Annotated in this window: 24 protein-coding genes and 1 tRNA gene; 14 read left to right on the forward strand and 11 right to left on the reverse strand. The window is 73.6% G+C overall.

All coding sequences use genetic code 11. The annotated features are described in order from the left end of the window. Window positions 1-12: 12 nt before the first annotated feature. Window positions 13-636 (reverse strand): hypothetical protein, encoded by a 624-nt coding sequence (locus BXY45_RS05005; RefSeq protein ID WP_109773229.1) that lies wholly within the window; start codon window positions 634-636, stop codon window positions 13-15. Between the two features lie 14 nt (window positions 637-650). Between BXY45_RS05005 and BXY45_RS05010 the strand changes: the two genes are divergently transcribed. The 3 genes from BXY45_RS05010 to BXY45_RS05020 all read left to right on the forward strand — a co-directional run bounded on the left by BXY45_RS05010 (window position 651) and on the right by BXY45_RS05020 (window position 4,014). Then, window positions 651-899 (forward strand): hypothetical protein, encoded by a 249-nt coding sequence (locus tag BXY45_RS05010; protein WP_109773230.1) that lies wholly within the window; start codon window positions 651-653, stop codon window positions 897-899. Further along, window positions 896-1,885 (forward strand): glycoside hydrolase family 16 protein, encoded by a 990-nt coding sequence (locus BXY45_RS05015; RefSeq protein ID WP_109773231.1) that lies wholly within the window; start codon window positions 896-898, stop codon window positions 1,883-1,885. The genes BXY45_RS05010 and BXY45_RS05015 overlap by 4 nt, the downstream gene beginning before the upstream one ends. A 227-nt stretch (window positions 1,886-2,112) precedes the next feature. Beyond that, a complete protein-coding gene (locus BXY45_RS05020) occupies window positions 2,113-4,014 on the forward strand; it encodes a glycosyltransferase family 2 protein (protein WP_146211085.1) in 1,902 nt (633 codons plus the stop codon). 2 nt (window positions 4,015-4,016) lie between these two features. Here the strand turns inward: BXY45_RS05020 and BXY45_RS05025 are convergent, their stop codons facing one another. After that, the gene (locus BXY45_RS05025) at window positions 4,017-5,279 is read right to left on the reverse strand and encodes a glycosyltransferase (protein ID WP_109773233.1); all 1,263 of its coding nucleotides are present in this window, start codon (window positions 5,277-5,279) and stop codon (window positions 4,017-4,019) included. 332 nt (window positions 5,280-5,611) lie between these two features. On the opposite strand from BXY45_RS05025, the gene BXY45_RS05030 reads away from it, so the two are divergent. Both BXY45_RS05030 and BXY45_RS05035 read left to right on the forward strand, forming a co-directional pair. After that, entirely contained in the window at window positions 5,612-6,280 is a 669-nt protein-coding gene (locus tag BXY45_RS05030) for a helix-turn-helix transcriptional regulator (protein WP_170131318.1), read from the forward strand. 136 nt (window positions 6,281-6,416) lie between these two features. Further along, on the forward strand, window positions 6,417-8,633 hold the full coding sequence (locus BXY45_RS05035) for an FHA domain-containing protein (RefSeq protein ID WP_109773235.1): 2,217 nt from the start codon (window positions 6,417-6,419) through the stop codon (window positions 8,631-8,633). 22 nt (window positions 8,634-8,655) lie between these two features. On the opposite strand, the gene BXY45_RS05040 is transcribed toward BXY45_RS05035, so the two are convergent. Further along, on the reverse strand, window positions 8,656-9,333 hold the full coding sequence (locus tag BXY45_RS05040) for a GtrA family protein (RefSeq protein WP_109773236.1): 678 nt from the start codon (window positions 9,331-9,333) through the stop codon (window positions 8,656-8,658). Window positions 9,334-9,480: 147 nt separating this feature from the next. On the opposite strand from BXY45_RS05040, the gene BXY45_RS05045 reads away from it, so the two are divergent. The 5 genes from BXY45_RS05045 to BXY45_RS05065 all read left to right on the forward strand — a co-directional run bounded on the left by BXY45_RS05045 (window position 9,481) and on the right by BXY45_RS05065 (window position 13,999). Continuing rightward, on the forward strand, window positions 9,481-10,188 hold the full coding sequence (locus BXY45_RS05045; protein WP_170131319.1) for a DUF732 domain-containing protein: 708 nt from the start codon (window positions 9,481-9,483) through the stop codon (window positions 10,186-10,188). A 148-nt stretch (window positions 10,189-10,336) separates the two neighbouring features. Continuing rightward, complete coding sequence (locus BXY45_RS05050; RefSeq protein ID WP_281270551.1) at window positions 10,337-10,708, forward strand: MerR family transcriptional regulator; 372 nt, start codon at window positions 10,337-10,339, stop codon at window positions 10,706-10,708. 284 nt (window positions 10,709-10,992) lie between these two features. Next, window positions 10,993-11,643, forward strand: coding sequence for a LuxR C-terminal-related transcriptional regulator (locus BXY45_RS05055; protein WP_170131320.1), 651 nt, complete (start codon window positions 10,993-10,995; stop codon window positions 11,641-11,643). A 51-nt stretch (window positions 11,644-11,694) separates the two neighbouring features. Then, window positions 11,695-12,870 carry a sensor histidine kinase gene (locus BXY45_RS05060; RefSeq protein WP_109773240.1) on the forward strand — a complete coding sequence of 392 codons (1,176 nt, stop codon included), beginning with the start codon at window positions 11,695-11,697 and terminating at the stop codon, window positions 12,868-12,870. 10 nt (window positions 12,871-12,880) lie between these two features. Then, a complete protein-coding gene (locus tag BXY45_RS05065; RefSeq protein WP_146211087.1) occupies window positions 12,881-13,999 on the forward strand; it encodes a hypothetical protein in 1,119 nt (372 codons plus the stop codon). On the opposite strand, the gene rsmI is transcribed toward BXY45_RS05065, so the two are convergent. Next, entirely contained in the window at window positions 13,985-14,836 is an 852-nt protein-coding gene (gene rsmI / locus BXY45_RS05070) for a 16S rRNA (cytidine(1402)-2'-O)-methyltransferase (RefSeq protein WP_109773242.1), read from the reverse strand. The two genes, BXY45_RS05065 and rsmI, sit on opposite strands and share 15 nt — an antisense overlap. Before the next feature lie 54 nt (window positions 14,837-14,890). Between rsmI and BXY45_RS05075 the strand changes: the two genes are divergently transcribed. The 3 genes from BXY45_RS05075 to BXY45_RS05085 all read left to right on the forward strand — a co-directional run bounded on the left by BXY45_RS05075 (window position 14,891) and on the right by BXY45_RS05085 (window position 19,331). Continuing rightward, on the forward strand, window positions 14,891-16,039 hold the full coding sequence (locus tag BXY45_RS05075; protein ID WP_109773307.1) for a pyridoxal phosphate-dependent aminotransferase: 1,149 nt from the start codon (window positions 14,891-14,893) through the stop codon (window positions 16,037-16,039). 113 nt (window positions 16,040-16,152) lie between these two features. Continuing rightward, entirely contained in the window at window positions 16,153-17,517 is a 1,365-nt protein-coding gene (locus BXY45_RS05080; protein WP_109773243.1) for an ammonium transporter, read from the forward strand. A gap of 164 nt (window positions 17,518-17,681) precedes the next feature. Further along, the gene (locus tag BXY45_RS05085; RefSeq protein ID WP_109773244.1) at window positions 17,682-19,331 is read left to right on the forward strand and encodes a dolichyl-phosphate-mannose--protein mannosyltransferase; all 1,650 of its coding nucleotides are present in this window, start codon (window positions 17,682-17,684) and stop codon (window positions 19,329-19,331) included. A gap of 12 nt (window positions 19,332-19,343) precedes the next feature. Here the strand turns inward: BXY45_RS05085 and BXY45_RS05090 are convergent, their stop codons facing one another. Together BXY45_RS05090 and BXY45_RS05095 are read right to left on the reverse strand one after the other, a co-directional pair. After that, entirely contained in the window at window positions 19,344-19,829 is a 486-nt protein-coding gene (locus BXY45_RS05090; protein WP_109773245.1) for a hypothetical protein, read from the reverse strand. Window positions 19,830-19,885: 56 nt separating this feature from the next. After that, window positions 19,886-20,749 (reverse strand): SGNH/GDSL hydrolase family protein, encoded by an 864-nt coding sequence (locus BXY45_RS05095; protein WP_109773246.1) that lies wholly within the window; start codon window positions 20,747-20,749, stop codon window positions 19,886-19,888. 74 nt (window positions 20,750-20,823) lie between these two features. Here BXY45_RS05095 and BXY45_RS05100 point away from each other — a divergent pair, with 74 nt between their 5' ends. Then, complete coding sequence (locus BXY45_RS05100) at window positions 20,824-21,852, forward strand: LLM class flavin-dependent oxidoreductase (protein ID WP_109773247.1); 1,029 nt, start codon at window positions 20,824-20,826, stop codon at window positions 21,850-21,852. Window positions 21,853-21,859: 7 nt separating this feature from the next. On the opposite strand, the gene BXY45_RS05105 is transcribed toward BXY45_RS05100, so the two are convergent. The 5 genes from BXY45_RS05105 to BXY45_RS05125 all read right to left on the reverse strand — a co-directional run bounded on the left by BXY45_RS05105 (window position 21,860) and on the right by BXY45_RS05125 (window position 25,738). Then, window positions 21,860-23,452: a GGDEF domain-containing protein gene (locus BXY45_RS05105; RefSeq protein WP_109773248.1), complete on the reverse strand. Its 1,593-nt coding sequence runs from the start codon at window positions 23,450-23,452 to the stop codon at window positions 21,860-21,862. Between the two features lie 125 nt (window positions 23,453-23,577). Then, a tRNA-Ala gene (locus tag BXY45_RS05110) sits at window positions 23,578-23,650 on the reverse strand. Window positions 23,651-23,684: 34 nt separating this feature from the next. Then, window positions 23,685-24,440, reverse strand: coding sequence for a hypothetical protein (locus BXY45_RS05115; protein ID WP_146211088.1), 756 nt, complete (start codon window positions 24,438-24,440; stop codon window positions 23,685-23,687). A gap of 193 nt (window positions 24,441-24,633) precedes the next feature. Further along, window positions 24,634-25,227 carry a GNAT family N-acetyltransferase gene (locus BXY45_RS05120; RefSeq protein WP_109773308.1) on the reverse strand — a complete coding sequence of 198 codons (594 nt, stop codon included), beginning with the start codon at window positions 25,225-25,227 and terminating at the stop codon, window positions 24,634-24,636. 7 nt (window positions 25,228-25,234) lie between these two features. Then, complete coding sequence (locus BXY45_RS05125) at window positions 25,235-25,738, reverse strand: MogA/MoaB family molybdenum cofactor biosynthesis protein (RefSeq protein ID WP_109773309.1); 504 nt, start codon at window positions 25,736-25,738, stop codon at window positions 25,235-25,237. Between the last annotated feature and the right edge of the window lies 1 nt (window position 25,739).

A 25,739-nucleotide genomic window follows, 5' to 3' on the forward strand; every position in this document is an offset into this window, starting at 1 on the left:
ACTCCGCGGTGCCTACTCCGCGATGGCGACTTCCGCTCCGAGGCGCGCCCCGCGCAACAGCTCCAGCCGGTCGCCCGACCAGAAGGTTCCGGGGTCGTAGGAGTTCACCGGCCGGCGGGCCGGCAGCAGCCCCATCGCCTGGTAGGCGCTCGCGACCACCTCGGCGCAGTAGGCGGTCTGTGCACTGGCCCGCACGCGGGCGCGGCCGCGCAGCCACCGGCTGGCGAGGTTCGCCGTCGCTGGGAACGGTGTCCCGTCCATCCGCGCGATCTCCTGGAGCAGCGCGTCCTCGGCGAACCGTCCGAGCCCTCCGGGCACCTCCAGCTGGCGCAGCCAGGCGCGCTGGGCGTAGCGGCCACGCCACTGGTCGACGGCCTGCCGCAGGTCGTGCAGCTGGACCCCGCGGTGCTGGGTGCCGGTCCAGACGTCCACGAGGCCACGGCCGAGCTCGGCATGCCACATGAGGGGCGGCAAGTCGTCGATCACCACGGCCATGCCCACGTGGTTGACGGGCGCGTTGGTGAGGGCGCGGATGGCGTGGTCGGCGGGGCTGCGGCCACGGAACAGCCACAGGTCTCCGGTGCGGGTCAGGTCGACCGCCTCGTCGAGGGACAGGCCGTGCGATTGCGGTGCCACGGCATGATCCTGCCGTGGCACCGCACGCAGCTGACCCCTCACGAGGACGAGCAGGACGACGAGCCGACCGCACGTCGCGGCGCGCGTCGCTGTGGAAGGCGCTGGGGCTGGCCGGGATCGCCTCCGTGGTGGCCACCGGCGCCGTGGTGGCGCGTGACGCCCGCCGCCGCCAGCAGCTCACGCCCGACCAGGTACGGGGTCGCCTGCAGGAGCGCTATGCCGCGCTCGAGGCGGAGCGCACCCCGGACAGCGGTGGGGCATGACCGGCGAGGCGACACCCTCGCGCCGTGCGGTCGTGACGTCGGCGGTGCGCGCCGCCGCCGCTCTCCCCGTGATCCTCGGTACGGCGGCCTGCTCCGAGCCCGCCGACACGAGCAGCACCACGCCGAGCGCGCCCTCCACCAGCACCGGCAGCTCAACCAGCACCGGCAGCGCAACCAGCAGCGGCAGCGCAACCAGCAGCGCCACGGGCACGGGCTCCCCGTCCCGGACGGCCGCCCCGTTGCCCCCAGCCGGTGAGCTGGTGTGGTCGGACGACTTCGACGGCCCGGCCGGCACCCTCCCGAACCGCGCCGACTGGGCCTACGACCTGGGCGGCGGCGGATGGGGCAACGCCGAGCTGCAGACCTACACCGACGACCCGGCCAACGCCTCCCTCGACGGGAAGGGGCACCTCGCGATCACCGCCCGGTTGGTGTCGGGGACGGCGGGGGCCGCCGACCAGCGGTGGACCTCCGCCCGGCTCACGACCTTCGGGCTGCGCACGCTCACCGCGGGCCGCGTCGAAGTGCGGGCCCGCGTGGCGTCGGGTGCGGGCATCTGGCCGGCGGCGTGGACGCTCGGCCAGGACATCCAGACCGTCGGGTGGCCGGCGTGCGGCGAGATCGACGTCATCGAGGCAGTCAACGACGCCGGCGAGTGCCTGCAGACCGTCCACGGCCCGGACGCCGCGGGCCAGCGCTGGTACGAGACGATCACGACACCGCAGCCCGAGCCGCTCTCGGCCGACTTCCACACCTTCGCGGCGGACTGGAACGGCGACCGCGTGACGTTCGCCCTGGACGGCGCGATCACGGGCACCGTGGAGAAGTCGGCTCTCGCACCGGACCGTCGGTGGCCGTTCGACAGCCCCCAATACCTGCTGCTCAACGTGGCGGTCGGCGGGCAGCTGCCCGGCCCCACCGACGCCTCGACGCCTCCGGTGGCCACGATGCTCGTCGACTGGGTGCGCCTGTTCCGTCCTCGCTGAACGTCAGCGCCACCAACACAGTGATCAATCAATTACTCTGCGTGACAAGTCTCCCGACGTGACGCGGCGCGAAACCGGCAAACACCAAGAAGCACCCCCTCACTCCTTGCTCCGAGTAGCGATCTCTGCGTAGCGTGATCACACCGGCGCAGACGACCGGCGGCTCGAGGGGGAGCCGGGGCGGGCCGTGAGCCTGTGGCCCCACGCTCGACCCGAGAGGCCCCGGCTTGCCCACGGACACCGTCGCTGCTGCCCTACGACCGCGCCGACGCCGCACCGAACCTCTCTCTCCCACCCAGACCCTGCGGCAGCGCCCCTCCTCGATCGCCATGCGGCGTACGGACAGGATCGCGTGGGCGGTCTCGGTGACCCTGGGAGCCGGGCTCCTGGCGATCTTCGCGCACTTCTGGTTCTCCAGCGCCCGCGTGGTCGGCGGTACCTCCTCGTGGCTGGGCCTGGCGCTGTTCGCCGTCCTGAGTGCCGTGGTGTGGCACCGGATCGCCATGGATGTACTCGCCCACGTGCTCAGCTCCTCGATCAGCCGCGACGCTCCCCCGCCACCGCCCGAGCCGGGCCTGTCGGTGGCCTTCATCACCACGTACGTCCCCGGCAGCGAGCCCCTCGACATGCTCGAGCGGACCCTGCGGGCGATGCTCGCCGCCGACTACCCCCACGAGACGTGGGTGCTCGACGAAGGCGACGACCCCGCCGCCCAGGCCCTGTGCCTGCGCCTCGGCGTGCGTCACTTCTCCCGCAAGGGCGTCCCGGAGTGGAACACCCCCGAGGGCACGTTCGCCGCACGCACCAAGGGCGGCAACCACAACGCCTGGTACGTCGCCCACGGCCACACCTACGACGTCGTCGCTCAGATCGACACCGACTTCGTGGTCCGCCGCGACTTCCTCACCGCCACCCTCGGGCACTTCCGCGACCCCGAGGTGGCCTGGGTGGTGACACCTCAGATCTACGGCAACGACGACGTGCACCTCGTGGCCGCGGGCGCCGGGCAGCAGCAGTTCTCCTTCTACGGGCCGGTGCTGCGCGGCCTGTCGGGCCGTGGCTCGGCGCTGCTGCTGGGCGCCAACCACGTCATCCGGGTCTCGGCGCTGGAGTCCGTCGGTTGGTACGAAGGGCACCTCACCGAAGACCTCGCCACCGGCATCAAGCTGCACGCCTCCGGCTGGAAGAGCCGTTACGTACCCGAGCCGCTCGCCATCGGCGAGGGGCCGACCACCTGGCAGGCGTACTTCAAGCAGCAGTTCCGCTGGGCGTACGGCTGCTACGCCATCCTCTTCCGCACCACCCCACGCTTGCTGGGCCGCCTCGGCTGGGAGCGGGGCCTGCTGTACCTGTGGCTGCAGCTCAACTACTTCAGCGGCGTCGCCTTCGTCGTCGGTGGCGCGCTCATCGCGGCCTACTTCGTCACCGGGCGGGCGCCGGGCCAGCTGCCGCTGCTGCCCCTGGCCGCCGCCTACGCCCCGTACCTCGTGTGGCGCCAGCTGCACTGGTTCGGCATGCAGCGCTACAACGTCCGCCCCCGTGTGGAGCGCGGCTGGCTGTGGCCGGGACGCATCGTCGGCGTGGTGGTGCAGCCGCTGTACGCGGTGGCCATGATCGGTTCCCTCCTGGGCCGGCACCTGACCTTCCACGTGACGCCCAAGGGCGACCACACCGCCACCATCACGCCCGTCGGCGTCTACCGCACGCACCTCTACCTCGCCCTCGCCATGACCGCCGCGATGGCGATCGGGCTTCTCGAGGGCCATACCGCGTGGGCGATGCTCGCGTGGGGCGGGTTCACCACCCTGGCGATGCTGCTGATCCTCCTCGCCGAGGCTCCCGCGCGCACCCAGCTGGCGCTGCGCGTGGCTGGTCGGCACTGGGTGACCGCGCTGTACGCCACCGCCGTCGCCGTGCCCGCCCTCAGCCGCAGCCGCGCGCTCACCGGCACCGGCGGCGCGGCGGCCCGCGAGGCCGTGGTCATCGACCTGCGGGACCTGCGCGTCACGGTGGCGCCCGCCCTGCACAGCTCCGTGAGAGCCGTGCGGGAGCTCGCCGACGCAGAGCGGGTGCTGGAGCTGGAGCACCAGCACCGCGAGCGCCGGGCCGCCCGGCTCCTGGCGAGCTGACGTCAGCGGGCGTGGGCTCCCCGGGACACGGTCTCGGGGAGCCTGACGCTCTCGTGGCCGGCGCGCAGGTCGCCGGCGCGCAGGTCGGCAGCGCCGCGGGCCAGCAGTTCGTCGAGTGCGTGCAGGCCGTGCGGGTCCTGTCGGGGCACGCCGGCACCCCTCGTGACGGACTCCACGACGTCGCTCATGCGGCGGGCGAAGCTCACCCGTGAGAAGCCCTCGGCGTGCTGGCGGACACGGTGCGTGTCGAGATCAGCGGCGTCGAAACCGGCCAGTGCCTGTGCCCACGCCTCGACCTCGCCGGCGTTACCCACCTGATCCACCAGCACCCCGGACAGGCCCGGCACCACGGTGTCCAGTGCCCCACCCTCGCCTGCAGCGATGACCGGCGCGCCGCAGGCCATGGCCTCCACCGGCACGATCCCGAAGTCCTCCACGCCCGGCATGAGCAGCGCCCGGCAGCGGCGGAACAGGCCCCGCAGCTCGTCGTCGCCGATCCGGCCCAGGAAGGTCGTCCGGGGCCCGGCGAGGGCCTCCACGTCGCGGCGGGCCCGGCCCTCGCCGGCCACCACCAGGCGGACTCCCGCACGAGCCGCGGCGCGCACGGCCAGGTCGGGGCGCTTGTAGGGCACCAAACGGCCGGCCAGGAGGAAGAAGTCCTCCCGGGGCACCTTGGGGTCAGGGTTGAAGTAGTTCGTGTTCACCGGGGGCGCCACCACCTGCGCTTCCCGCCCCCACCAGGTGCGGATCCGGTCGGCCACGCACGTGGAGTTCGCCACCAGGGTGTGCACGCGCTGGGCCGCGTCGACGTCGTGCCGGCGGAACGCCGCCGAGAAGGCCGCCAGCCCCGCCGTCCCCAGCCTCGAGCCCAGCCCCGACCCCTCGGTGGCGCGCAACGCCGGGTCCCACACCCAGCGGGCGGGGGTGTGCACGTAGGCGACCACCGGAGCCTGGCTGGTCAGGGCGACCTGCGTGGCGAAGGCGTGGTGGGAGGCGATGACGACGTCGGACTCCGGCAGGTGCAGGCGGCGCATCGCGATCGGCAGCAGCGGCAGCAGGTGGGCGTAGCCGCTGCCGCGCAGCAGCCGCGACAGTGCGGTCGAGCGGACGCGGGGCGCGACGTCGTCCGCGACCACCCCGTCGCGCGCCACCGGTGCCAGCACCGGCGCCTCCGCCCAGTGCCGCGCCAGCGCCTCCACCACGGCCTCGGAGCCGCCGTGCTCGGTGAACCGCTCGTGGACGATCGTGACGCGCGGTCCGCTCATAGACACCTTCCGTGGGGCTCCGAGGACGGCGCCGCCCCCTGGCCATGGTCGGTCGGGACACCCGCCCGCCGGGCTCTTTCGGGGAACTGCGGAGGGTTCCGGACAAAGCGCCGCGAACCCGGACGCACCGCCCCCCGAGGGTTCGCGACCTCCTCGAACGCTCGCGGAAGTCCTGCTCACAAGTAGCTCCGCAGGGGCTCGCTCCAGCACGCTCAGCACGCTCGCAGAGGCGGGTCGAACAGGAGATCGAAACGCGCATGAGGAGCAGGAGCGCCCGGAGCACCGCACCGGAACCGCACCTCCCCGGTGCGCGCGAGAGGCGAGAGGCACCCATGACGGCGACGACGGCGCGCGGAGGCGCCGCGGTGCACCAGGTGTCGGTGGTCGGCGGTCACGCGCTCGGTCTGCTCGGCTTGTGCGGCGCCCTCGCGGGCACCCACCAGCTGTCGCGTCCCACCGCCACCCACGGCCTGCTGCACGAGCAGGTGATCGCCGACCTCAGCTGCGCCGGCTGCTCCCCCAGCGTCGAAGAGCTCGCCGCGCTCGCCGAGCGCCACCAGCTGCTGCTCCTCGTGGGCGCGATGACCGTGGGACTGGCCGAGGAAGCGCTGTCCCGCGGCGCCGTGGGCGCCGTCGGCGCCTGGGAACCCGTCTCCGAGCTGCGCCGCACCGTGCGCGCCATGACCGCGGGCGAGCCCTCCACCACGCTCGCCGTGCGGACCGCCAGCGCCCGGGTCCGGGAGGTGCGCGCGCTGCTCTCGCCGCAGGAGCAGGAGGTGCTGCGCCTCTACGGCGCCGACCTGCCGGTGAAGACCGTGGCGCGCCGCATGGGCATCACCGTGGGCACCGCGAAGGAGTACCTCAAGCGGCTGCGCGCCAAGCTCGTCGCCCGCGACATTCCGGTGAGCACCAAGGTCGACCTGCGCGACCTCGCCGAGGAGCTCGGTCTCCTGAGCCCCGCCCGGCGCTGCGGCACGACAGGGCCCGACCCGCTGGTCTGATCCGCCGGCCTGATCAGCTGACGTCTCCTCCACGAGAGACGTCGGCGGGGAGCCCCGGAGAAGGCCTTGCCGCGCTAGCCTCGGGGCGCGCCCGCGTGGGGACGGGGGCAGCACTGGCACCGGGAGAGTCCACGAGGTGAGCTCCGCTGCGACGCGCGCTCTGCTGGTCGAGCAGGCGGGGAAGATCTGGCGCCCTGCCGCGACCTCCTCCGACGGTGCGCGGTTGAGCATCGGCAGAACCACCGACAGCGACGTCCCCATCGACCACCCGCTGGTCTCCCGCGAGCACGCCACGCTGGAACTCACCGCCGAGGGCTGGTGGCTCACCGACCTGTCCAGCCACCACGGCACGTACGTGCACGGCCGCCGCGTCAGCCACCTGCTGCTCGACGGCGAGGTCGAGGTGCGCCTGGGGGATCCGGAGTCGGGTGCTGCGCTGCACCTCAGCGCCCCCACCGCGGTGCACTCCCCCTCGACCGTCGTGGTGCGGATCGGGCGTGCGGAGGACAACACCATCGTCGTGGCCGACCTGGAGGTCGATCAACACCACGCGGAACTCGTGCCCGACGCCGACCGCGGCTGCACCGGGTACCTGGTGACCGACCTCGGCAGCGCCACCGGCACCTTCGTCGACGGGGCGCCGGTGCCCCGTGGGGGCACCGCGAGGCTGCCGGAGAACGGCCTGCTCACCGTGGGGCGCACGCACTTCACGCTGCGCGACGGAGACCTCCTCGAGCGCGTTGACGACGGCGGGGTGTACGTGGAGGCCCGCGGCCTGCGGACCACCGCCAAAGCCCGGCGCGGGAGCGATGCCCGCACGGCACTCCTCGACGACGTCTCCTTCACCCTGGGAAAGGGGACGCTGCTCGCCGTCCTCAGCCCGTCCCGCCGCGGCGCTTCAGCGCTGGCCGCCGCGCTGTCGGGCGCCCGCCCCGCCGAGGGCGGCGAGGTGCTCTTCGACGGCCGTGACCTCTACGGCGACTACGCGGAACTGCGCCACCGCATCGGCAGGGTTCCCCGCGACGACCCACGGCGCACCCCGCTCCCCGCCCCCCTGACAGTGCGGACCGCGCTGACGTACGCGGCGCGGCTCCGCTTCCCCGCGGACACCTCCGGGGCCGAGCGCGCCCAGCGCGTGGACGAGGTCATCGCCGACCTGGGCCTCACCGGGCAGACCGACGTCCCGGTCGGCAGCCTCTCCGACGGCCAGCGCACGCTCACCTCGGTGGGGCTGGAGCTGCTCACCTGGCCCTCGCTGCTGGTCCTGGAGGAGCCCACCGCCGGACTCGAGCCCGACGAGGCGAGATCGGTGGTGCGGGTGCTGCGCGCGCTCGCGGACGGCGGGCGCACCGTCGTCGTCACCTCCTCCACCCCCGACCTCGAGCTCGACTCGTGGGACCGGGTGCTGGTGCTCTCGCCCTCAGGGTCGGTGACCTACGCCGGCCGCCCCGGGGAGCTGCTCACGCACGTCGGCGAGCGCGACCTTCCCAGCCTCTTCCGCACCCTGGAAAGATCTCCGGCCGGCTGGCCGGTGCCGGGCGAAAGGCCCCCGGACTCCCCGGCGCTTCCCCCGGGGCGGTTGCCCGTCTGGACCCAGGTTCTCGTGCTCGCTCGGCGCTCACTGGCTGTCCTCGCCGCTGACCACCAGCGCCTGGCTGTGCTCGCCTCGCTGCCGCTCGTGCTGGCCGTGCTGGCGCGCACCGTGCACACGCCCTTGGGCCTCCTCGTGGTGCTCGTGGTCTCTGCAGCGCTGCTCGGGGCAGTCACCTCGGTGCGAGAGGTGGTGGTGGAGCGGCGCGACTACACCCGCCAGCGGGCTGTCGGACTGTCACCGTTCGCCTACCTCGCCTCCAAGACGGCGGCGCTGGGCCTCGTCGTCACCCTGCAGTGCCTGCTGCTCGTCGCGCTGGCGCTCGCCGCCCACGACCTGCCCGAGACCGGGGTGGTGCTGCCGTGGGCGCTGCCCGAGATCGGGCTCGCGGTGACCGGGGTCGCGGTGGCGTCGGTGTGCGTGGGCCTGGCGGTCTCGGCAGCCGCGCCCTCGATCCGGTGGGCGGCGCCGACGCTGGCGCTGCTCCTGGCAGGGCAGCTCGTCCTCAGCGGAGGGCTGTTCCCCCTCGGCGCCCACGCTCCGCTGGAGCAGCTGGCGTGGTTGGCGCCACCGCGCTGGGGGCTCGTCATGACCGCGGGCACCGTCCACCTGCCCTCGCTCGAGCCCCGCGCCGGCTTCCTCGACCCGCTGTGGACGCCGTCGGCACACACCTGGTGGCTCGCGGCCGGGATCAACACCGCTCTCGCGATCGCCGCCAGCGGGCTGGCCTACCTGCTGCTCCGGCGACGGGAAGCCGACTGACCGTCGGGTCCCTTCACGGAGGTCACGGGGCGGTGAGGACCTGCCCCGAGGCGCACGCGTACACCGGCAGGGACGAGGGAGCTGTCAGCAGCTGCTCGCTGCGGTGGGCACTCCGCGGCGCGGGGATCAGCACCAGCACCGGAGCATCCGCGGGCACCGAGACCCGCGACGAGACCCCCACCGAGACGCCCGTCGGCACACGAGAGACCCCGGTGACCACCGACCGCTGCGCGCGCTGGGCGAACACCAGCCGCGAGGTCACCGCGAAGGACACCACGGCAGACACGGCCGTGGCCAGGAGCGCGCTGAGCACAGGTGACGCGTCCAGCAACCGGTGGGCGGCGCTGAAGCAGGCGGAGTTGACCCCGAATCCCAGCAGGGCCGCCGCATTGAACAGCGCCAGGCGACGCGCGAGGTGGGCGGGGCCCTCGCGGCCGGTGCGGCGCGAGGCCCACGTCCAGCAGTAGCTGGCGGTGAAGTTGACCTGCGTGGCGACGACGAAGGCGATGGCGTTGGCGCCCTCGGCCAGCACCAGCGGGAGGACGGCGCTCATCACGGCCAGGTGCACCGCGGTGGACCCGGCGCCGACCACGAGGAAGCGCGCCCGCGGGTCACGGCTGATCTGCGCGAGGGCGCTGGCGACTCTTGCGAGGTCGCGCGCCGTACGCGGTCCCAGCGCCTCGGCGCGCTGCACGTCCATGGTCCCTCCCGGAGCCGGATGAGCCCGAGTATCGGGTCTGGCCGCAGCTCGCGCAGGCAGTTCGCAGACCTCGCGGGTGCACCCTCACGGGTGCTGCCGCGGCCCTCGGCTACCGGTGCCCCCACGGGCGCGCCTAGCGTCGTCGGAGTGGAGCTTCGCAACGACGTCGCGCCACCCCACCCCGGCACCCCCGACAACACAAGCACCCCCGGCAACACAAGCACCCCCGGCAACGCTGTGGCCGTGTGGTCCTGGGTGGTCGCCGTGCCGTGCGCACTGCTCGGTCTCGCGCTCGGCGTGGTGGGGTTGGTGCGTGCGCGGCAACGGGGCGGCGCGGGTCTGACGCACGCCGTGGTCGGGACGACGCTGTCCGTCGTCGTCCTGATCGCCTCCTCCGGGGCACTGCTCGCCGGCGCGGCAGTGGCCGTCGCTGTCGCCACCGGGGCGATGAGCGGCGTGAGCAGCGACCTGGCGGGCAGCGGTCTGGCGGGCAGCGGCCGGGAACCCGACGGGACCGTGGCCACGGAGACCGCAGCGGAGCGGGCCTTCCTCGACGATCTCTACGAGGACACGTACCAGTCCTACGACGACGCCACGCTGCTGGCCATGGCCCACGGCTTCTGCTCCTCGATGGACGGCGGCGCCTCCCCCGCCGAGGCCGACGCGACACTGGTGAAGCGGTGGTCCGACGAAGGGCTCGACCTCGACACCGCCTACGACGTGGAGTACTCGGCCACCGCCGAGCTGTGCCCCGATCACGCTGAGGAGTTCCGCTCGTGGGACCCGGCGACCACCGACGGCGCCTCCGGGACCACCTCGACGACGAGGCAGATCGCCCACCGATCCCGAGCCTGATGCGGACCCTGATCCCGACGAGTGGCTGGTCAGTGGCACGATGTGCCGACGAGCGCGCGGCAGGGGGGACACCGTGAGCACGCCTCCTGGGCAGGAGAGACCGCCGGCGCCGCCGGAGGACAAGTCATCGACGCCGGCACCTGACTTGATGACCGTCGGTGAGATGGCTGAGCGCGTCGAGATATCGCACCGGACGGTGCGCTACTACGACGACGAAGGCCTCCTGCCAGCGCGGCGCTCCGCGGGCAACTACCGCCTCTACGGCGAGGACGCGCTGGCCCGGATGATGACCATCCGGCGGCTGAAGCCGCTCGGGTTCACCCTGGAAGAGATGCGCAAGGTGCTCGCGCTGCTCGACGCCGCCTCCGCGCCGAGCTCGGCCACCGATCCCGACCGCCCGCAGCTGCTGGAGCGCCTCGTGGAGCTGGAGGCCGACGTGCGGCAGCGGCGCGAGAAGCTCGAGGAGCACGTGGCAGGCGCCGACGAGATCATCGCCTCGCTGCGACCGCTGCTGCCCTGAGCATCAGCTGGCGGCCCCGCCCTGAACCCGACTGGGCCCAACCCAACGGGGACCCAAACCTTCCCCTTGACGTAAGGGGAAGGCATGATCAGTGATAGAGCGGTTACTGTCTCGCCGTCACTTGCCCAGCAGTCCATGCTGTCCCCCCTGCGGGGGCATGAGGCGTCTCCACTCCGGCAGACCCCGCCTTATGCGGTAAGGCAGCATCGTGGATCACGGGGGATAGTCCTAGGTGACCGCCGCACGGCGGCTCGCGTGCAGCGGCGTGGAGGAGAAGCGCAGTGGTGCTGGTGGGAGCAGTCGACGACCACCCCGTGGTTCTCGCGGGGCTCAAGACGGTGCTCGAGGAGGCAGCGCCCGAGGTCCGCTTCGTGGCACATGCCCCCACGGTCGACGAGCTGCTCGCCGAACGGGACGACCTCGACGTCGTCCTGCTTGACCTGCGCCTCGGCGACGCGTCCACCCCCGGCACCAACACGGGTCGGCTGCTGGCGGCCGGTGCCCAGGTGGTCGTCTACACGGACGGCGCCAAGCCGGCGCAGGTCTACTCGGCCGTGGCGCGCGGCGCCCTCGGCGTGGTGCTCAAGGACGAGCCGCTGCCGGTGCTGGTGGAGGCCGTTCGCGGCGCTCACCGCGGCGAGGCTGTGGTCTCGGTGCGCATGGCGCGCGCCCTGGAGACCGCCCCCCACCTCGATGACCTGCTGTCCCCCCAGGAGCGACAGGTGCTGCGGCTGTACGCGGCAGACCTGCCCGCCAAGTCCGTGGCGCGCCGCCTCGGCATCGGCGAGGGCACGGTCAAGGAGTACCTCAAGCGGATCCGCAGCAAGCTGGCCGCTGTCGACGTCCGCGCGACCAGCAAGCTGGAGCTGCGCAACGTCGCCGAGACCATGGGGTTGCTGGACGAGGACGACGATTCGTCAGCCTCGTCCCGCTGATCTCGGGCGACACGCGCCCCCCTCGCCCCATCAACTGCCGGTGAGCCGCCCGTGAGTCCTCAGGCCGCGCAGACCGCCGCGCGGCGCATGGTGGGCGCCGTCGTCGTCCCCACGAGCTTCTTCCCGCTGCTGGCCGCCATCGCCTCCGCGCTCATCGACGGCACCGCCGGGCCCACCTGGTGGGCCGTGGCGGTGCTGTCAGGTTTCACGGTGACGCTCCTCGCCCTCACCGTCGTCGTCGTCCGGGGGCAGGTTCCCGATCCGGCGACGGCCTGCCTGGTCGCGATCACTCTGGCTGCGCTGTGCGCGTACCCGCTGTTCGCCCACCTCGCGGCGTCATCGGGCGTCGCGATGGCACCCGGGAGCGACCTCACCCGCTGGCAGACCTACCTCGTGGGGTCGACTCCCCCCGCGTTCGGCGCGCTGGTGCGGCGCTGGCGCCCCCGGGCCGCCCTCGCCGCGTGTGCCGCCATGGCGGTCGTCGCCGCCGGGGTGGGACAGGTGCCCCCGCCCCTGCTGACCGCCCCCTTGGCACGGGAGGGGTACGGGGTGAGCATGGCCGCGATGGCCGTCGCGGTCTACCTGGTGATCCGCGCCATGGAGCAGTCGTCAGGCCGGTGGAGCACGGCGCGGATGGCGGTGCTCCGCGCCGAAGCGCAGGCGGAAGCGCTGGCGCTGGCCGAGGCCGAGCGCGGCAGGTGGGAGGCCGCCGTCCACGACGACGTGCTCAGCGCCCTCCGCGCCGGCGCCCAGGCGACGACACCGCAGGAGGTGCGCGCCGCAGCGGCCGCGGCGGCCGCGGCACTTGACCACATCGCCACACCGCCCGCCACGCTCACCGTGGCCGCCGCCGTGGCGGCTCAGCAGGTGCATGCCGCCGCGCGAGGGGTCCGCGAGAGCGTCGAGGTGCAGGTCGACAGCGGCGCGGGCACCCTTCCCGGCCGGGTGGTCGAGGCGATGGCGGACGCCACGGCCGAGCTCCTGCGCAACACGTTCCGGCACAACCCCCCCGGGGTGCGCGCCACCGTCCGCGGACGTCTGGCCGCGGACGGCGCCTACCTCGTGGTCAGCGACGACGGCAGCGGCTTCGACGTCGAGACCCTGCCGCCCGGTCGCCTGGGCATCCGCGTCTCCGTGGTGGGGCGGCTGCGCAGCGTCGGCGGAGACGCCACCGTGCGGAGCTCCCCCGCGGCCGGCACCACCGTGGAGCTGAGGTGGCCACAGTGAGGGGGCCGTGGTGAGCCGACGGAGCCACCGCAACTCGGCGATGTTCGTCCCGCCGCTGTTCGCCACGGTGGTGGTGTGGGTGTGCCTGCAGGCGGTGCTGGTCATCTCCACGCTTCCGGAGGCGAACTACCCCGTCCTGTCGCTGCTCAGCACGCTGGGAGCCGCTGCTGCCTTCACCGTGCTCCTGCGGGTCGGCCTCGGCCGCGGCAAGCCGCTCCCCCGGCCGGTCGCGGTCGCGGTCGCGGCGGGGATGCCGCTGACCACGCTCGTCAACGCCTACGCCATGGCACCGGGGACGGACTTCTACCCGACCCCCATGGCCCCGGTGCTCCTGAGCCCGGTGATGGCGGTGCTCGCGCTCCAGGGACGGACGCGAACCGCCGCCGTGTCCGTCGTTGCCGTGCTGGCCTGCCTGGTATGGCTCCGGGCCGTCGCGACCAGCGGACCGGTGTGGGCCCCGGAGGGCCTGTACTTCTGCGGGCCCGTGGTGATGTGGTGGGTGTGGGGCGCCGTGACCGAGAGCCTGCGCCGCACCTCCCAGCTCGACCTGATGCGCAGCGACAGCGCCTACGCGCTGGCCCGGGAGGAGCGACGCCGCACCCGTGAGCGCGCCGAGGCCCGTGAACGGCGCCGGTTGCTGCTGGAGGTGGCCGCGGTGCCGCTGCTGCGCACCGTCGCCACCTCCGACGCCCCGCAGGACGACGAGGTGCGCACGATGCTCAAGGCCGTCGAGAAAGACCTGCGGGCCGAGCTGCGTGGTCGCGATCTCCTGGACCCTGCCGTTCGCCGCGCCGCCTCCACGGCCCGGGGGCGGGGCGTGGGTGTCGACGTCGTCGACCATGCCCCGCCGGGTGCCGACCAGGAGGTGCTGCAGCCCCTGCGCTCCCTGGTGGCCGCTGCCCTGCTGGCGTGCTCGGACGGCGAGCTGACCGCGCGCCGCCCTCCCCACGACATGGTGCTGACGCTGGTGCACGTGGGATCGCGGTCGTCGATGGAGGCGGTCGAGCGAGCGGTCCGTGATGTCACGCCGCGCTTGACCGGCACCGGCGAGGTCACCGTCGAGGTGACGGCCGACGAGGATGCCCTCGTGGTCGACGTCAGCCGCTCACCCCGCTCAGCGGCGGGCTGACAGCGCCGCCTCGTACAGCTCCCGCTTGGAGGCCCCGGTGGCCCGGGCGACCTCGGCCGCGGCGTCCTTGAGCCGCTCGCCGGCGGCCACCCGGGCCAGCACCTCCTCCAGGGCCCGCGCAGGGTCCGCGGCGGTGGCAGGGGCACCGGCGACGACGAGGGTCACCTCACCGATCTTCGCCAGACCCGACGTCCACTGCGCGAGCTCGGTGAGGGTGCCGCGACGGACCTCCTCGTGGGTCTTGGTGAGCTCGCGGCACACCGCGGCGCGCCGATCGGCTCCCAGTGCCTGCGCCATCGCCTCCAGGCTGGCGGCCAGGCGGTGGGGCGCTTCGAAGAAGACCATCGTGCGGCGCTCGCGGGCCAGCTCCGCCAAGGCGGAGGCGCGCTCCCCCGCCTTGCGCGGCAGGAAGCCCTCGAAGCAGAACCTGTCGGTGGCCAGCCCGGACACGGCCAGCGCGGCGAGCACCGCCGACGGGCCGGGCACGGTGGTGACGGGCACCCCGGCGGCTGCGGCGGCCACCACCACGCGGTAGCCGGGGTCGGAGACGGTGGGCATGCCGGCGTCGGTGACCACGAGCACGGTCGCACCGGCCGCGGCGGCAGCCACGAGGTCTTCTCCGCGGGAGTCCTCGTTGTGCTCGTGGGAGCTCACGACGCGCGCAGTCAGCTCTACGCCCAGCGCCGCGCACAGCCGGCGCAGGCGGCGGGTGTCCTCGGCGGCGATGACGTCGGCCGTGCGCAGCGCGGTGACGAGGCGGGGCGGGGCATCGTCGGGGTTGCCGATGGGCGTGCCCGCGAGGACGACCCGCCCGCGTCCGGGCTCCGGTGCGCTCATCCCCCCATCGTGGCGGCTGGCAGACTCGGCGTGGTGACCCGGCTGGTCGAGCGCATGCGCCCCTTCACCACCACCGTCTTCGCCGAGATGAGCGCACTGGCCACCCGGACGGGCGCAGTGAACCTCGGCCAGGGCTTCCCCGACACCGACGGGCCCGCCTCGCTCCTGGAGGACGCGGCCGCCGCGCTGCGCGGCGGGCGTAACCAGTACCCGCCGGGCCCGGGGATCCCGGAGCTGCGCGAGGCCGTCGCCGAGCACCAGCAGCGGTTCTGGGGGCTGGACGTCTCCCCCGCCGACGTCCTCGTGACCACCGGCGCCACGGAGGCGATCGCCGCTGCCGTCATGGCGCTGACGGGCCCGGGTGACGAGGTGGTGGTGCTCGAGCCGTACTACGACTCCTACGCCGCCACCGTCGCGCTGTCCGGCGCCACCCGGCGCACCGTGCCGCTGCGGGCGCCGGACTTCGAGGTCACCGAGGCGGCGCTGCGCGCGGCGTTCTCCGACCGCACGCGCCTGGTGCTGCTGAACTCCCCGCACAACCCCACCGGACGCGTCCTGTCCCGCGCCGAGCTGGAGCTGGTGGCACGCCTGGCGGTCGAGCACGACGCCGTCGTCGTCTCCGACGAGGTCTACGAGCACCTCGTCTTCTCCGGGGCGCAGCACGTGCCGGTGGCGTCGCTGCCGGGCATGGCGGAGCGGACGCTCGTGGTCTCCTCGGCGGGCAAGACGTTCTCGGTCACTGGCTGGAAGATCGGCTGGGTGCACGGGCCGAGCGAGCTCGTGGCGGCGGTGCGTGCGGTCAAGCAGTTCCTCACCTACGTCTCCGGGGCGCCGTTCCAGCCGGCCGTGGCGGCCGCGCTGCGGTTGCCGGACGAGGTGTTCACGGGCTTCGCCGCGCAGCTGGAGGCCAAGCGCGACCTGCTCTCGCAGGGGCTGGCCGCCGCCGGGTTCGCGGTGAACCGCTGCGAGGGCACGTACTTCGTCACCGCCGACGTCCGCCCGCTGGGCCTCACCGACGCCTCGGCGCTGGCGTGGCGGATGCCGGAGGAGGTCGGCGTGGCTGCGATCCCGGTGCAGGTGTTCTGCGACGACCCGACCGCGGCGCCCACCCTGCTGCGGTTCGCGTTCTGCAAGCGCGACGAGGTGCTCCACGCCGCGGTCGAGCGCTTGGCCGCGGCGGGCCCGCGCCTGGCAGCGCCCTGACGTTCCGCGCGGCGCGCCACCACCTGAAACACGAAGGTAATGAAATGGTCAAGGAGATCGTGTGAGGTGTGCGGCGACCGTTGACCAGCCCCCTTCACCTCTGGAGGCCGCTCGTGCCCGCCGCCGATCTCGCCTGGATGCTGTCCGCATTCGGCCTCGTGCTGCTCATGTTCCCAGGGATCGCCCTCTTCTACGGGGGCATGCTCAACAGCCGCAGCGTCCTGAACATGTTCATGATGATCATGGGGTCCATGGCGGTGACGGCCGTCATCTACGTGCTCTTCGTGCACGGCCTGGTGCTCGGCAACTCCGTCGGCGGAGCCGGCATCATCGGCGACCCCACCGCCTACCTCGGGTTCCAGTCGTTCATGGAGGACACCGGCGACGGCGAGACCACCATCGGCGCCGACGCCTACTGGGGAGCCTTCTACATCCTCTTCGCGGCCATCAGCATCGCGATCGTCGCCTCCGGCGCCGCGGGCCGCATGCGCTACGGCGCGTGGCTGGTGTTCTCCGCCCTCTGGGTGGTCCTGGTCTACGCCCCGCTGGCCCACTGGGTCTTCGCCTTCGGCGACGAGGAGAACGGCGTCGTGGGTGGCTGGATGCGCACCCAGCTGGGCCTGCACGACTACGCCGGCGGCACCGCGGTCCACATGAACGCCGGAGCCTCGGCGGTGGCCCTGGCGATGGTGCTCGGGGCCCGCCGGGGCAACACCGGCCGGCCGCACAACCTGCCCCTGGTGCTCCTGGGCGCAGGCCTGCTGTTCTTCGGCTGGATCGGCTTCAACGGCGGCACGGCCGGCGGCGCCAACTTCCTCGCCGGCTACGTCACCCTCACCACGCTGCTCGCCGCCCTCACCGGCGTCATCGGGTACCTCCTCGTCGAGCGGATCCGCGAAGGCCACGCCACCGTCCTCGGCATGGCGACCGGCCTGATCAGTGGTCTGGTGGCCATCACCCCCGCCGCCGACGCCGTCAGCCCGCTCGGCGCCCTCGCCACGGGCTTCCTCGGTGGCGGCATCGTGGCGCTCATCATGGGCTGGAAGCACAGGCTGAAGATCGACGACTCCCTGGACGCCTTCTCCGTGCACGGCATCGGCGGCATTGTCGGAGCCCTGTTCGTCGTCTTCTTCGCTGCTGCCGCCGCTCCGGCAGGCATCGCCGGCATCGCCACCGGCGGTGGTCTCGACCTGCTGTGGCGCGAGCTGGTGGCCATCGTCGTGACGGTCGCCTACTCGTTCGGCGTCACCTACGCGATCGCCTGGGGCATGAACAAGGTCAGCCCGATCCGGGTTGACGAGGAGGCCGAGCACGCTGGCCTCGACCTGGTGCTTCACGCCGAGACCGCGTACGACCTGGAGCGCTCCGCCCCCGTCTCCCCGGTGCTGTCGTCTGCGGTGCCCGGCCCCGTCGAGCCGGGTGGTGACGCGAGCCGCGAGGAGGTCGGCGCCGCCAGCGCCGGGGGTGCACGAGCCTGACCGCCCCCGCGGCCTCGTGGTCGCACCGTGCGGTCCAGGGTCAGGTCGCTCCGGCACCTGCCCCTGGACCGCACCTCGCGTGTGCTGCCCGCCGAAGCCCCGCCGCGGCAGCGGAGATCGGCGCAGGGTCACAGGCAGCGGCGCGCTCGGGTGAGGATGGGCGCGTGACCGTCACCACCGAGCGGCCCACCCCTCGCACGAGGGCGGCGGGACGCTCCCGCCGCGACGCGCGGGCGCTGGCCGCCGAGGTCGAGCGCCTCGTCGGCCCACCGCTGGCCACCACGGCACGCGACCGCCTGTGGGGCTGGGCGGGACCGCTGCTGGTCACGGCGCTGGCGGCGGTGCTGCGCTTCTGGCACCTCGCGACGCCGCACGCTCTCGTGTTCGACGAGACGTACTACGTCCGTAACGCCTGGACGATGCTGGCCACCGGCATCGAGATGCGCTGGCCCGACGGCACGGACAAGAGCTTCGTCGCGGGCGACGTCGACGTGTACTCCTCCACCGGTGACTACGTGGTCCACCCGTCGGTGGGCAAGTGGATGATCGCGATCGGCGAGCAGCTGTTCGGGGTGCAGAGCTCCTTCGGCTGGCGGTTCTCCGCTGCGCTCGTGGGCACCCTGTCGGTGCTGCTCGTGGCGCGGATCACCCGTCGGCTGCTCCGCTCGACGCTGCTCGGCACCACCGCGGGGCTGCTGCTCGCCGTCGACGGTCTGCACCTGGTGATGAGCCGCACCGGCATCCTCGACATCTTCCTGGGTTTCTGGGTGCTCGTGGCGTTCGGCCTGCTCCTGCTCGACAGGGACTGGATGCGCCGGCGCCTGGCCGGCGCCGTCGTCGCCGCACGCGGCAGCTGGCCGCGGCTGTGGTGGCGGCCCTGGCGCCTGGCCGCGGCGGTCGCGCTGGCGCTCGCGTGCAGCGTGAAGTGGTCGGGGCTGTACTTCGTGGCGGCGTTCCTGCTGATGAGCGTGCTGTGGGACGTCTCCGCGCGCCGCCGGGCCGGGCTGCCGCGCTGGTGGACCGGGCTGCTGCGCGACGGCGTGCCCGCCGCCGTCGTCGCCCTGCCGACCGTGCTGGTCATCTACACGGCGAGCTGGGCGGGCTGGTTCGCCTCCAGCACCGGGCACCTGCGGAACTGGGCTTCCGAGAACCCCGGCCAGGGGGTGCAATGGCTGCCGCCGGCGCTGCGCTCGCTGTGGAAGTACCACCAGGACATGTGGGCGTTCCACACCGGGCTGGACTCCCCGCACGCCTACAAGTCCTCGCCGTGGGCGTGGATGGTGCAGGGCCGACCGACGTCGTTCTACTACCAGGGCCAGGCACAGGGAGTCACCGGCTGCGGCGCCGACTCCTGCACGATGGCCATCACGTCGCTGGGCAACCCCGTCATCTGGTGGACCGGCTGCGTGGCCCTGCTCGTGCTGCTGTTCTGCTGGGCGCTGCGCCGCGACTGGCGCGCCGGCGCGATCCTCGCGGGCGTCGCCGCGGGCTGGCTGCCGTGGTTCACCGTGGGCGACCGGACGATCTTCCAGTTCTACGCCGTGGTGTTCGCGCCGTTCGTCGTCATGGCGGTCGTGTACTGCTTCGGGCTGCTCATCGGGCCGCCGGCCGTCCAGGCAGGCGCTGTGGCAGGGCCACTGTCAGGTCCGCTGTCAGGTCCGCTCACGGGGCGGCGGCTGACCGGCGTCGTCGTCAGCGGCGCCGTCGTGGTGCTGGCGGTCGTGGCGGCGTCGTACTTCTGGCCGGTGTGGACGGCGCAGCTCATCACCTACGACGCGTGGCGCGCCCGGATGTGGTTCGCCTCCTGGATCTGACGCCGGAAGGCGTCAGCGACGGGCCGCCCGGCTGCTGGTCATCGCGGAGGCGACCAACGCGAGCACGGCCACACCCCAGCCGGCGAGGGCGAACAGGTCTCCCACGTGGATGCCGTGGGTGCGCGTCAGCACCATCACCACGGGTCCTTCGGTGACCACGCGACCGGAGACGATCAGCACGAAGAAGGCACTGAGGACGACGACGGCGACGGCCGTGGCCGTCCACAGCAGCCGCGCGGCCGCGCTCGCGGACGGCGCCGCCGGGTCCGAGGCCGCAGCCGAGGCCGCCGCGGCAACGGCGCGCGGGCGGCGCGCGGCGAAGGAGAAGTCGTCGCCGGTCGGCACGGCGCGCGGCGCACCCGGCGTTCCCTGCGTTCCCGGAACCCGCAGGCCAGAGGTGTCGGGGCGCGTGCGCCGGGGCAGGTCGGCGGCCGGTCGGGACGTCACGGTCAGGCGAGCGGGTTCCGTGGTGGTCGTCGTCGTGCTCTCGTCGGTCACCCGATGTTCATCGGCGCCGGCGCTTCGACGCTTCAGCCCGCCCGGCTGAGAGTTCGCTAGGAGCCAGCGGGGGCGGTGAGCAGCCGCTGGAGCACCGGGAGGACCTGGTTGGCGAGCTGAACCTGCCCGGCGGCGGTGAGCCTCACCGACCCGTCGGTGGTGGTGGTGGCGTCCGCGTCGAGCTCGCCACCGGTGGCCACCGGGTCGAGGTAGACGACGCCGGCTTGAGCGGTGGCGGCGCTGAGCGCGCGCCGAGTGCTGGCCAGCGCCGCGGAGGTGGTGTCGCCCAGGGCCGGCGGTCCCACGATCACCACCTCAGCCTGCGGAGCCTTGTCACGCGCGACGCGCAGCGCCCGCTCGGCGCCCTCGCCCACCGCGGTGGGGGCGGCCAGGTCGTTGCGGCTGCCGAGGAGCACGAGCACGCGGGTCTGGGGGGTGACCACCTGGTCGACCAGGTCGGCGAAGGTGCGGCCGTCGCTGGAGCGGGCCGCCCAGCCGGCGCCGTCGGCGGCGGCGACACTGCGCTCCACCGGGGCACCCGCGCCGGCGAGCGCGGTGGCGGCCAGCGCCGACCAGTCGTTGGCGGTACCGGCCGGGTCCAGACCGTCACCGACGAAGACGACCGGCGCGCCCCCCGCCACGGACGCCTCCGGACCGGCGGCCGCGCTGGTCGGCAGCGTTGCTGTGAGGGTGGGGCTGGGAAGCGCCGACGGGAGGATCTCCGGGGCGGCATTGCTCTCCTGGGCGGTGGACGCCCCCGACACGGGCACCGAGGCCACGGACCCCGCGGGCGCGGTGCCGGCGCCCTCCACCGCCGGCGCGGGCTTGAACAGCAGCCAGCCGACCAGGGCGACGGCGGCCAGGGCCAGCACGCCGGTGGCCGCGATCTGGACCCTGCGGAGAGGGGAGGTGGGAAGCACGGGCCCATCCTCCCGGTCCTCGCGCACCGCGCGGCCCCGCGGTGCACAAGCGACCGGTGACCTAGCGTCAGAGGGTGGAAATCGGCATCAGCTCGTTCGCAGAGACCACCCCCGACCCGGCCACCGGCGCCGTGCCCAGCGCGCACCAGCGGCTCCTGGAGGTGGTCGAGGAAGCGGTGGTGGCCGACCAGGTGGGCCTGGACGTCTACGGCCTCGGGGAGCACCACCGCCCGGACTACGCGTCCTCGGCGCCGGCGGTGGTGCTGGCGGCCGCGGCGGCGCGCACGCAGCGGATCCGGCTGACCAGCGCTGTGACGGTGCTGTCCAGCGAAGACCCGGTGCGCGTGTACCAGCAGTACGCGACGTTGGATCTGCTCTCCAGCGGCCGGGCGGAGGTGCTGGCGGGGCGGGGCTCGTTCATCGAGTCGTTCCCGCTGTTCGGCTACGACCTGGCCGACTACGACACGCTGTTCACCGAGAAGCTCGACCTGCTGCTGGCGCTGCGCGGCGAGGAGCCCGTGACGTGGACCGGCAAGCACCGGGCGGCCCTGGACGGCGTCGTCGTCCAGCCCCGGGCCCTGCAGCAGCCGCTGCCGGTATGGGTGGGCGTGGGCGGCAACCCCGAGTCGGTGGTGCGCGCCGGCGTGCGCGGCCTGCCGCTGGCGCTGGCGATTATCGGGGGGCAGCCGGAGCGGTTCGCGCCCCTGGTCGACCTGTTCCACCGCGCCGCGGTGGAAGGCGGTCACGACCCGATGCGCATCCCCGTGGCCTCCCACAGCCACGGCTTCGTCGCGGACACCACGCAGGCGGCGGTGGAGACGTTCTACGGCCCCTACAAGCAGGTCATGGACACCCTGGGCCGTGAACGCGGGTGGCCGCCGCTGAACCGGCCGCAGTTCGAGGCAGGCCGCACGAAGCGGGGCGCGCTGTTCGTGGGGAGTCCGGCCGAGGTCACCGAGAAGATCCTGTTCAACCACGAGGTCCTGGGCATCGACAGGTTCATGCTCCACGTCTCCCCCGGCACCATGCCGCACCGCGACGTGCTGCGCGCCATCGAGCTGCTGGGCACCGAAGTGGCGCCCGCGGTGCGGGCCGCCACCTGAGGCGAGGTCAGCGGGTGGTCTGGCGCGTGGGCTGCCGCGTGCGCTTGGCGGCGTACATGCGCTGGTCAGCCGCGTGGAGAAGCTTCTCGGCCGTCGGATCGCCCAGCTCCGCGGTGGAGACCACACCCAGGCTCACCGACACCGCCTCGAGCACCTCGCGCGCTCTTGAGTCCCCCGCGGCGACCGCCAGCTCGGGCTCGACGGAGAACGGCACCGACAGCGCCGTGGCCAGCCGTGCCCGCAGCGCGTCGGCGGCCCTGCTGGGGCGCTCGTCGTCCTTGTTGCGCACGAGGATGGCGAACTCGTCGCCGCCGAGGCGCGCGACGATGTCCCCGTCACGCACCACGTCGCACAGGCGCGCCGCCACCGCAACCAGGAGCGCGTCTCCTGTGGCGTGGCCGCAGACGTCGTTGACGGCCTTGAAGGAGTCGAGGTCGCAGAACGCCGTGACCAGGGGCGCCCCCGAGCTGAGGCCGTCTTCGAGGGCCGCGGTGAAGGCTGCTCGGTTGGCCACCCCAGTGAGCGGGTCGGTATACGCCATGTGCGCAAGGGCCGCCGTGCGGTCCTGCAGCTCACGGGTGAGACCGGCGTTGTCCACCACGACCAGCGCCTGCCGGAGGAAGACCAGGGCCATGAGGACGACGAGCAGCGCCAGCGTGAGCCCGGACAGCGGACGCCGGGTGGCTTCGATCACCACCACGACGGTCGCGACGGCGAACGGCAGGTACGGCAGCACCCGCAGCGCGACGGCCCCCCGCAGCGACCGGCCCTCGAGGGGGTCCGAGGCAGCGGAGGGACCCGCCAGCCCACAGGAGGCGGCGACGACGGCGAAGGCCGCCGTCCACAGCACGTCGATCACGCCGCCGGTCTCCACCTGACCGACAGCGCTGAGGTAGACGAAGAGCGAGTCACCAGTGGCCAGGATCGCGACACCGGCGGCGATGCCCACGAGAGCGCGATGGGAACGGGTGCGAGCGAGCACGGTGATCGCCGTGGTGAGCGTGATGATGTCGGCGACCGGGTAGGCAGCGGTGGTGACCAGGGCGAACACCGAGGACGACCCCTGCCGGAGCACCACGTCGAGCACCAGTGTCCAGCTCAGCAGGAACAGCGCCCCCGCGGTGATCACGCCGTCGAGCAGGCCGCGCACGCGGGTGGTGGTGCGCACCGCACCACCACTGACCATCATCACGGCCACGGGAGCGAGCACGCCGAAGCTGAGGAAGCCGATGTCGGCGACCGAGGGCACGGGGAGCTCGAGCTGCAGCAGCGAAGTGCTGGTGATCCACGTGAGCTGCCCTGCGGCCCACGAGCCGGCGGCCGCCGCCAGCAGCCACCAGCCCACAGCATGCCGGCCAGGCTTCCCGCCCGTGCGCTCGCGGCGGGCCCGGCGGCCGCTGAGAACAGCTGCGGTCGCCGCCACCGCCGCCTCGGTCAGCCCGACGAGTGCGGTCCCGAGGGTCGTCGGCAGCCCGAGAAGTGCCACGCCGGGGTGGGTGAAGGCAACGAGGAGCACCGGCAGCGCCGCGAGCAGCCATGGCCGCAGGGACCGGCGATCGCCGGAGCGGCGACGTCCCCGGGTCGCGGCGCGAGAGGTCACGCCGCTCCATCGGCGGTGATCGACGGCCGTGGAGAGGTTCTGCGCGGCACGCCCCAGGGGACGACGCAGGGGGACGACGCACGAAGGGGCGGCACCGGTGAGGTGCCGCCCCTTCGTGGAACGGGTGGAGCTGAGGGGACTCGAACCCCTAACCCCCTCGATGCGACCGAGGTGCGCTACCAATTGCGCCACAGCCCCGTAGGACGGAAGAACGTTACCACCCGACGTGCGGCTACTCGCCGACGGCGCGGCGACGAGGAACCGTGGCGGTGCGCTGCGGCGCGCGGGCGGCGCGCTCGTGCTGCTCGGCGGCACGGGCCGCTGCGCGCTCGGCGGCGAAGGTCGCCGCGGCTGCGGCGGCGCTGGCTGCGGCAGCCCGGGCGGACGTCTCCGCGCGGCCCTGTGCGGCGTGGCGCTCGGCGGCACGACGGCGCGCGTCTCGGGTGCGGGCCTGGGCGTCGAGCGCCGCGGCACGCGCCGCAGCGCGCTGGCGGACGGCGGCACGGCGACGTCCGACGGCGACGAGCAGCCCCAGCAGGGCGAGACCGACGGGCGCCACGGCAAGCGGCACGACGCCCAACACGGCGAGCAACGCCGGGACGGCGGCGACGAGGCCGGTTCCGCCCAGCACGAGGAGTGCGGCAGCAGGGCTGGCCGCTGCAGGCTGGGCTGCGGGTTGAACTGCGGGCTGGGCCGGTGCCACCGGCCGGCTCCCCTTCCCCGAGGGAGCCGGGCCGGCAGCTGCCGGAGAGGGCGCGGCGACGGGCTGCGCCACGGGCCGGGGCGCCGCGAGCAGGCGGCCCGAGCTGCGTGGGAGCGCCGAGGAGGTCCGGGAGAGCTCACGCCGCTCGAGGAGGCGGAGTTCCTCCTCGGTGGCTTCGGCGCGCCAGGCCGCCGCGAGCTGCTCGCGCCGCTGCACCCAGTGGGGTACGGCCCCGAACGCCCACAGCGCGACGATCCCCAGGAGGAGGATTCCGCTGCTGCCCACGCCGATACTGTAGATGCTCACGAGGCAGACGTGAACCACGTGGCGGATGTTTCTTGTGTGACTAGAGTGGCTGATGTCCGCTTCTGCACCGATCTGGGCGCCCCTCACGGCCCGCCGTGACCGAATCGCAACCCGCGCCCCCTCAAGCTTCTTCCCCACCGCGCTTTCCGCGGAAAGCGCGAGAAAGACGGGGTCAGGGGTGGGTGGCGCGGTAGCGCGCCAGCAGGCCCTGGGGCAGCTCTTCGCGGGTCACGGCGAACGTCCGGTGGTCTCGCCAGGCGCCGTCGATATGCAGGTACTTCTCGCGCAGCCCCTCGTCGCGCAGCCCGAGCTTCTCGACCACGCGCAGGCTCGCGGCGTTCTCCGGGCGGATGTTCACCTCGAGCCGGTGCAGCCCGATGCGCAGGCAGTGGTCGACGACGAGCGCCACCGCCCGCGGCACGATGCCTCGCCCGGCGAGGCGCCCGTCGATCCAGTACCCGACGTGCGCGGAGCGCATCGCCCCCCAGGTGATGCCGCCCACCGTCACCTGCCCGGCGAAGCTGCCCTCCACCTCGAGGGCGAACGGCATCGCCGTCCCCAACCTGCCCTGGCGCGACAGCTCCCACACGAGCCCCGCGAACGTGCGCACCGGCGCCGCGCCACTGGGGTCGGTGGCTTCCCACGGGCGGAGCCACTGCAGGTTGGCGGCGCGCACGGATCGCCACGCCCCGCTGTCACGCAGGCGCAGGGGACGCAGGACGACGTCGCCGTCCTCGAGGACGACGGGCCAGCCAGCAGTGCTCACGACCGGCTCACGCAGGGGCTGAGCGGGGGTGGTCACCGCCGCGCCGCTGGTCCACGGCGTGCGGGAGCACCGCCGCGAGCACCTCGACGGCGTCACAGCAGGCCCCCGGTGACCCAGCGACATTGACCACCAGCGTGCTCCCCGCCAGCCCTGCCACGCCGCGCGAGAGCATCGCCGTCGCCACGCCCTTCGCGAGGCCGGTGGCCCGCAGCGCCTCGGCGATGCCGGGGACGGGCCTGTCGAGCAGCGGAGCGGTCTGCTCGGGGGTGGCGTCGTGCGGGTTGAGGCCCGTGCCTCCGGTGGTGACGACGACGGCGTAGCCGGCCGCGATGGCCGCGCGCAGGGCTGCGCCCACCGGGTCGCCGTCGGGGACGATCTGCGGCCCGTCGACCGCGAAGCCCGCGGCACGCAGGCCGGCCACCAGCACGGGCCCGGCGGTGTCCTCGTAGACACCCGCCGCCGCGCGGTTGCTCACAGTGATAACCAGTGACCGGGGTGGCGTACTGCCCATG

The organism is Quadrisphaera granulorum, assembly GCF_003149145.1.
GTDB lineage: Bacteria > Actinomycetota > Actinomycetes > Actinomycetales > Quadrisphaeraceae > Quadrisphaera > Quadrisphaera granulorum.

Coding starts and splice junctions, on each gene's coding strand:
- BXY45_RS05015 (WP_109773231.1), top strand. CDS start 896: ATGACCGGCGAGGCGACACCCTCGCGCCGTGCGGTCGTGACGTCGGCG.
- BXY45_RS05025 (WP_109773233.1), bottom strand. CDS start 5,279: ATGAGCGGACCGCGCGTCACGATCGTCCACGAGCGGTTCACCGAGCAC.
- BXY45_RS05030 (WP_170131318.1), top strand. CDS start 5,612: ATGACGGCGACGACGGCGCGCGGAGGCGCCGCGGTGCACCAGGTGTCG.
- BXY45_RS05040 (WP_109773236.1), bottom strand. CDS start 9,333: ATGGACGTGCAGCGCGCCGAGGCGCTGGGACCGCGTACGGCGCGCGAC.
- BXY45_RS05050 (WP_281270551.1), top strand. CDS start 10,337: ATGACCGTCGGTGAGATGGCTGAGCGCGTCGAGATATCGCACCGGACG.
- rsmI (WP_109773242.1), bottom strand. CDS start 14,836: ATGAGCGCACCGGAGCCCGGACGCGGGCGGGTCGTCCTCGCGGGCACG.
- BXY45_RS05075 (WP_109773307.1), top strand. CDS start 14,891: ATGCGCCCCTTCACCACCACCGTCTTCGCCGAGATGAGCGCACTGGCC.
- BXY45_RS05125 (WP_109773309.1), bottom strand. CDS start 25,738: ATGGGCAGTACGCCACCCCGGTCACTGGTTATCACTGTGAGCAACCGC.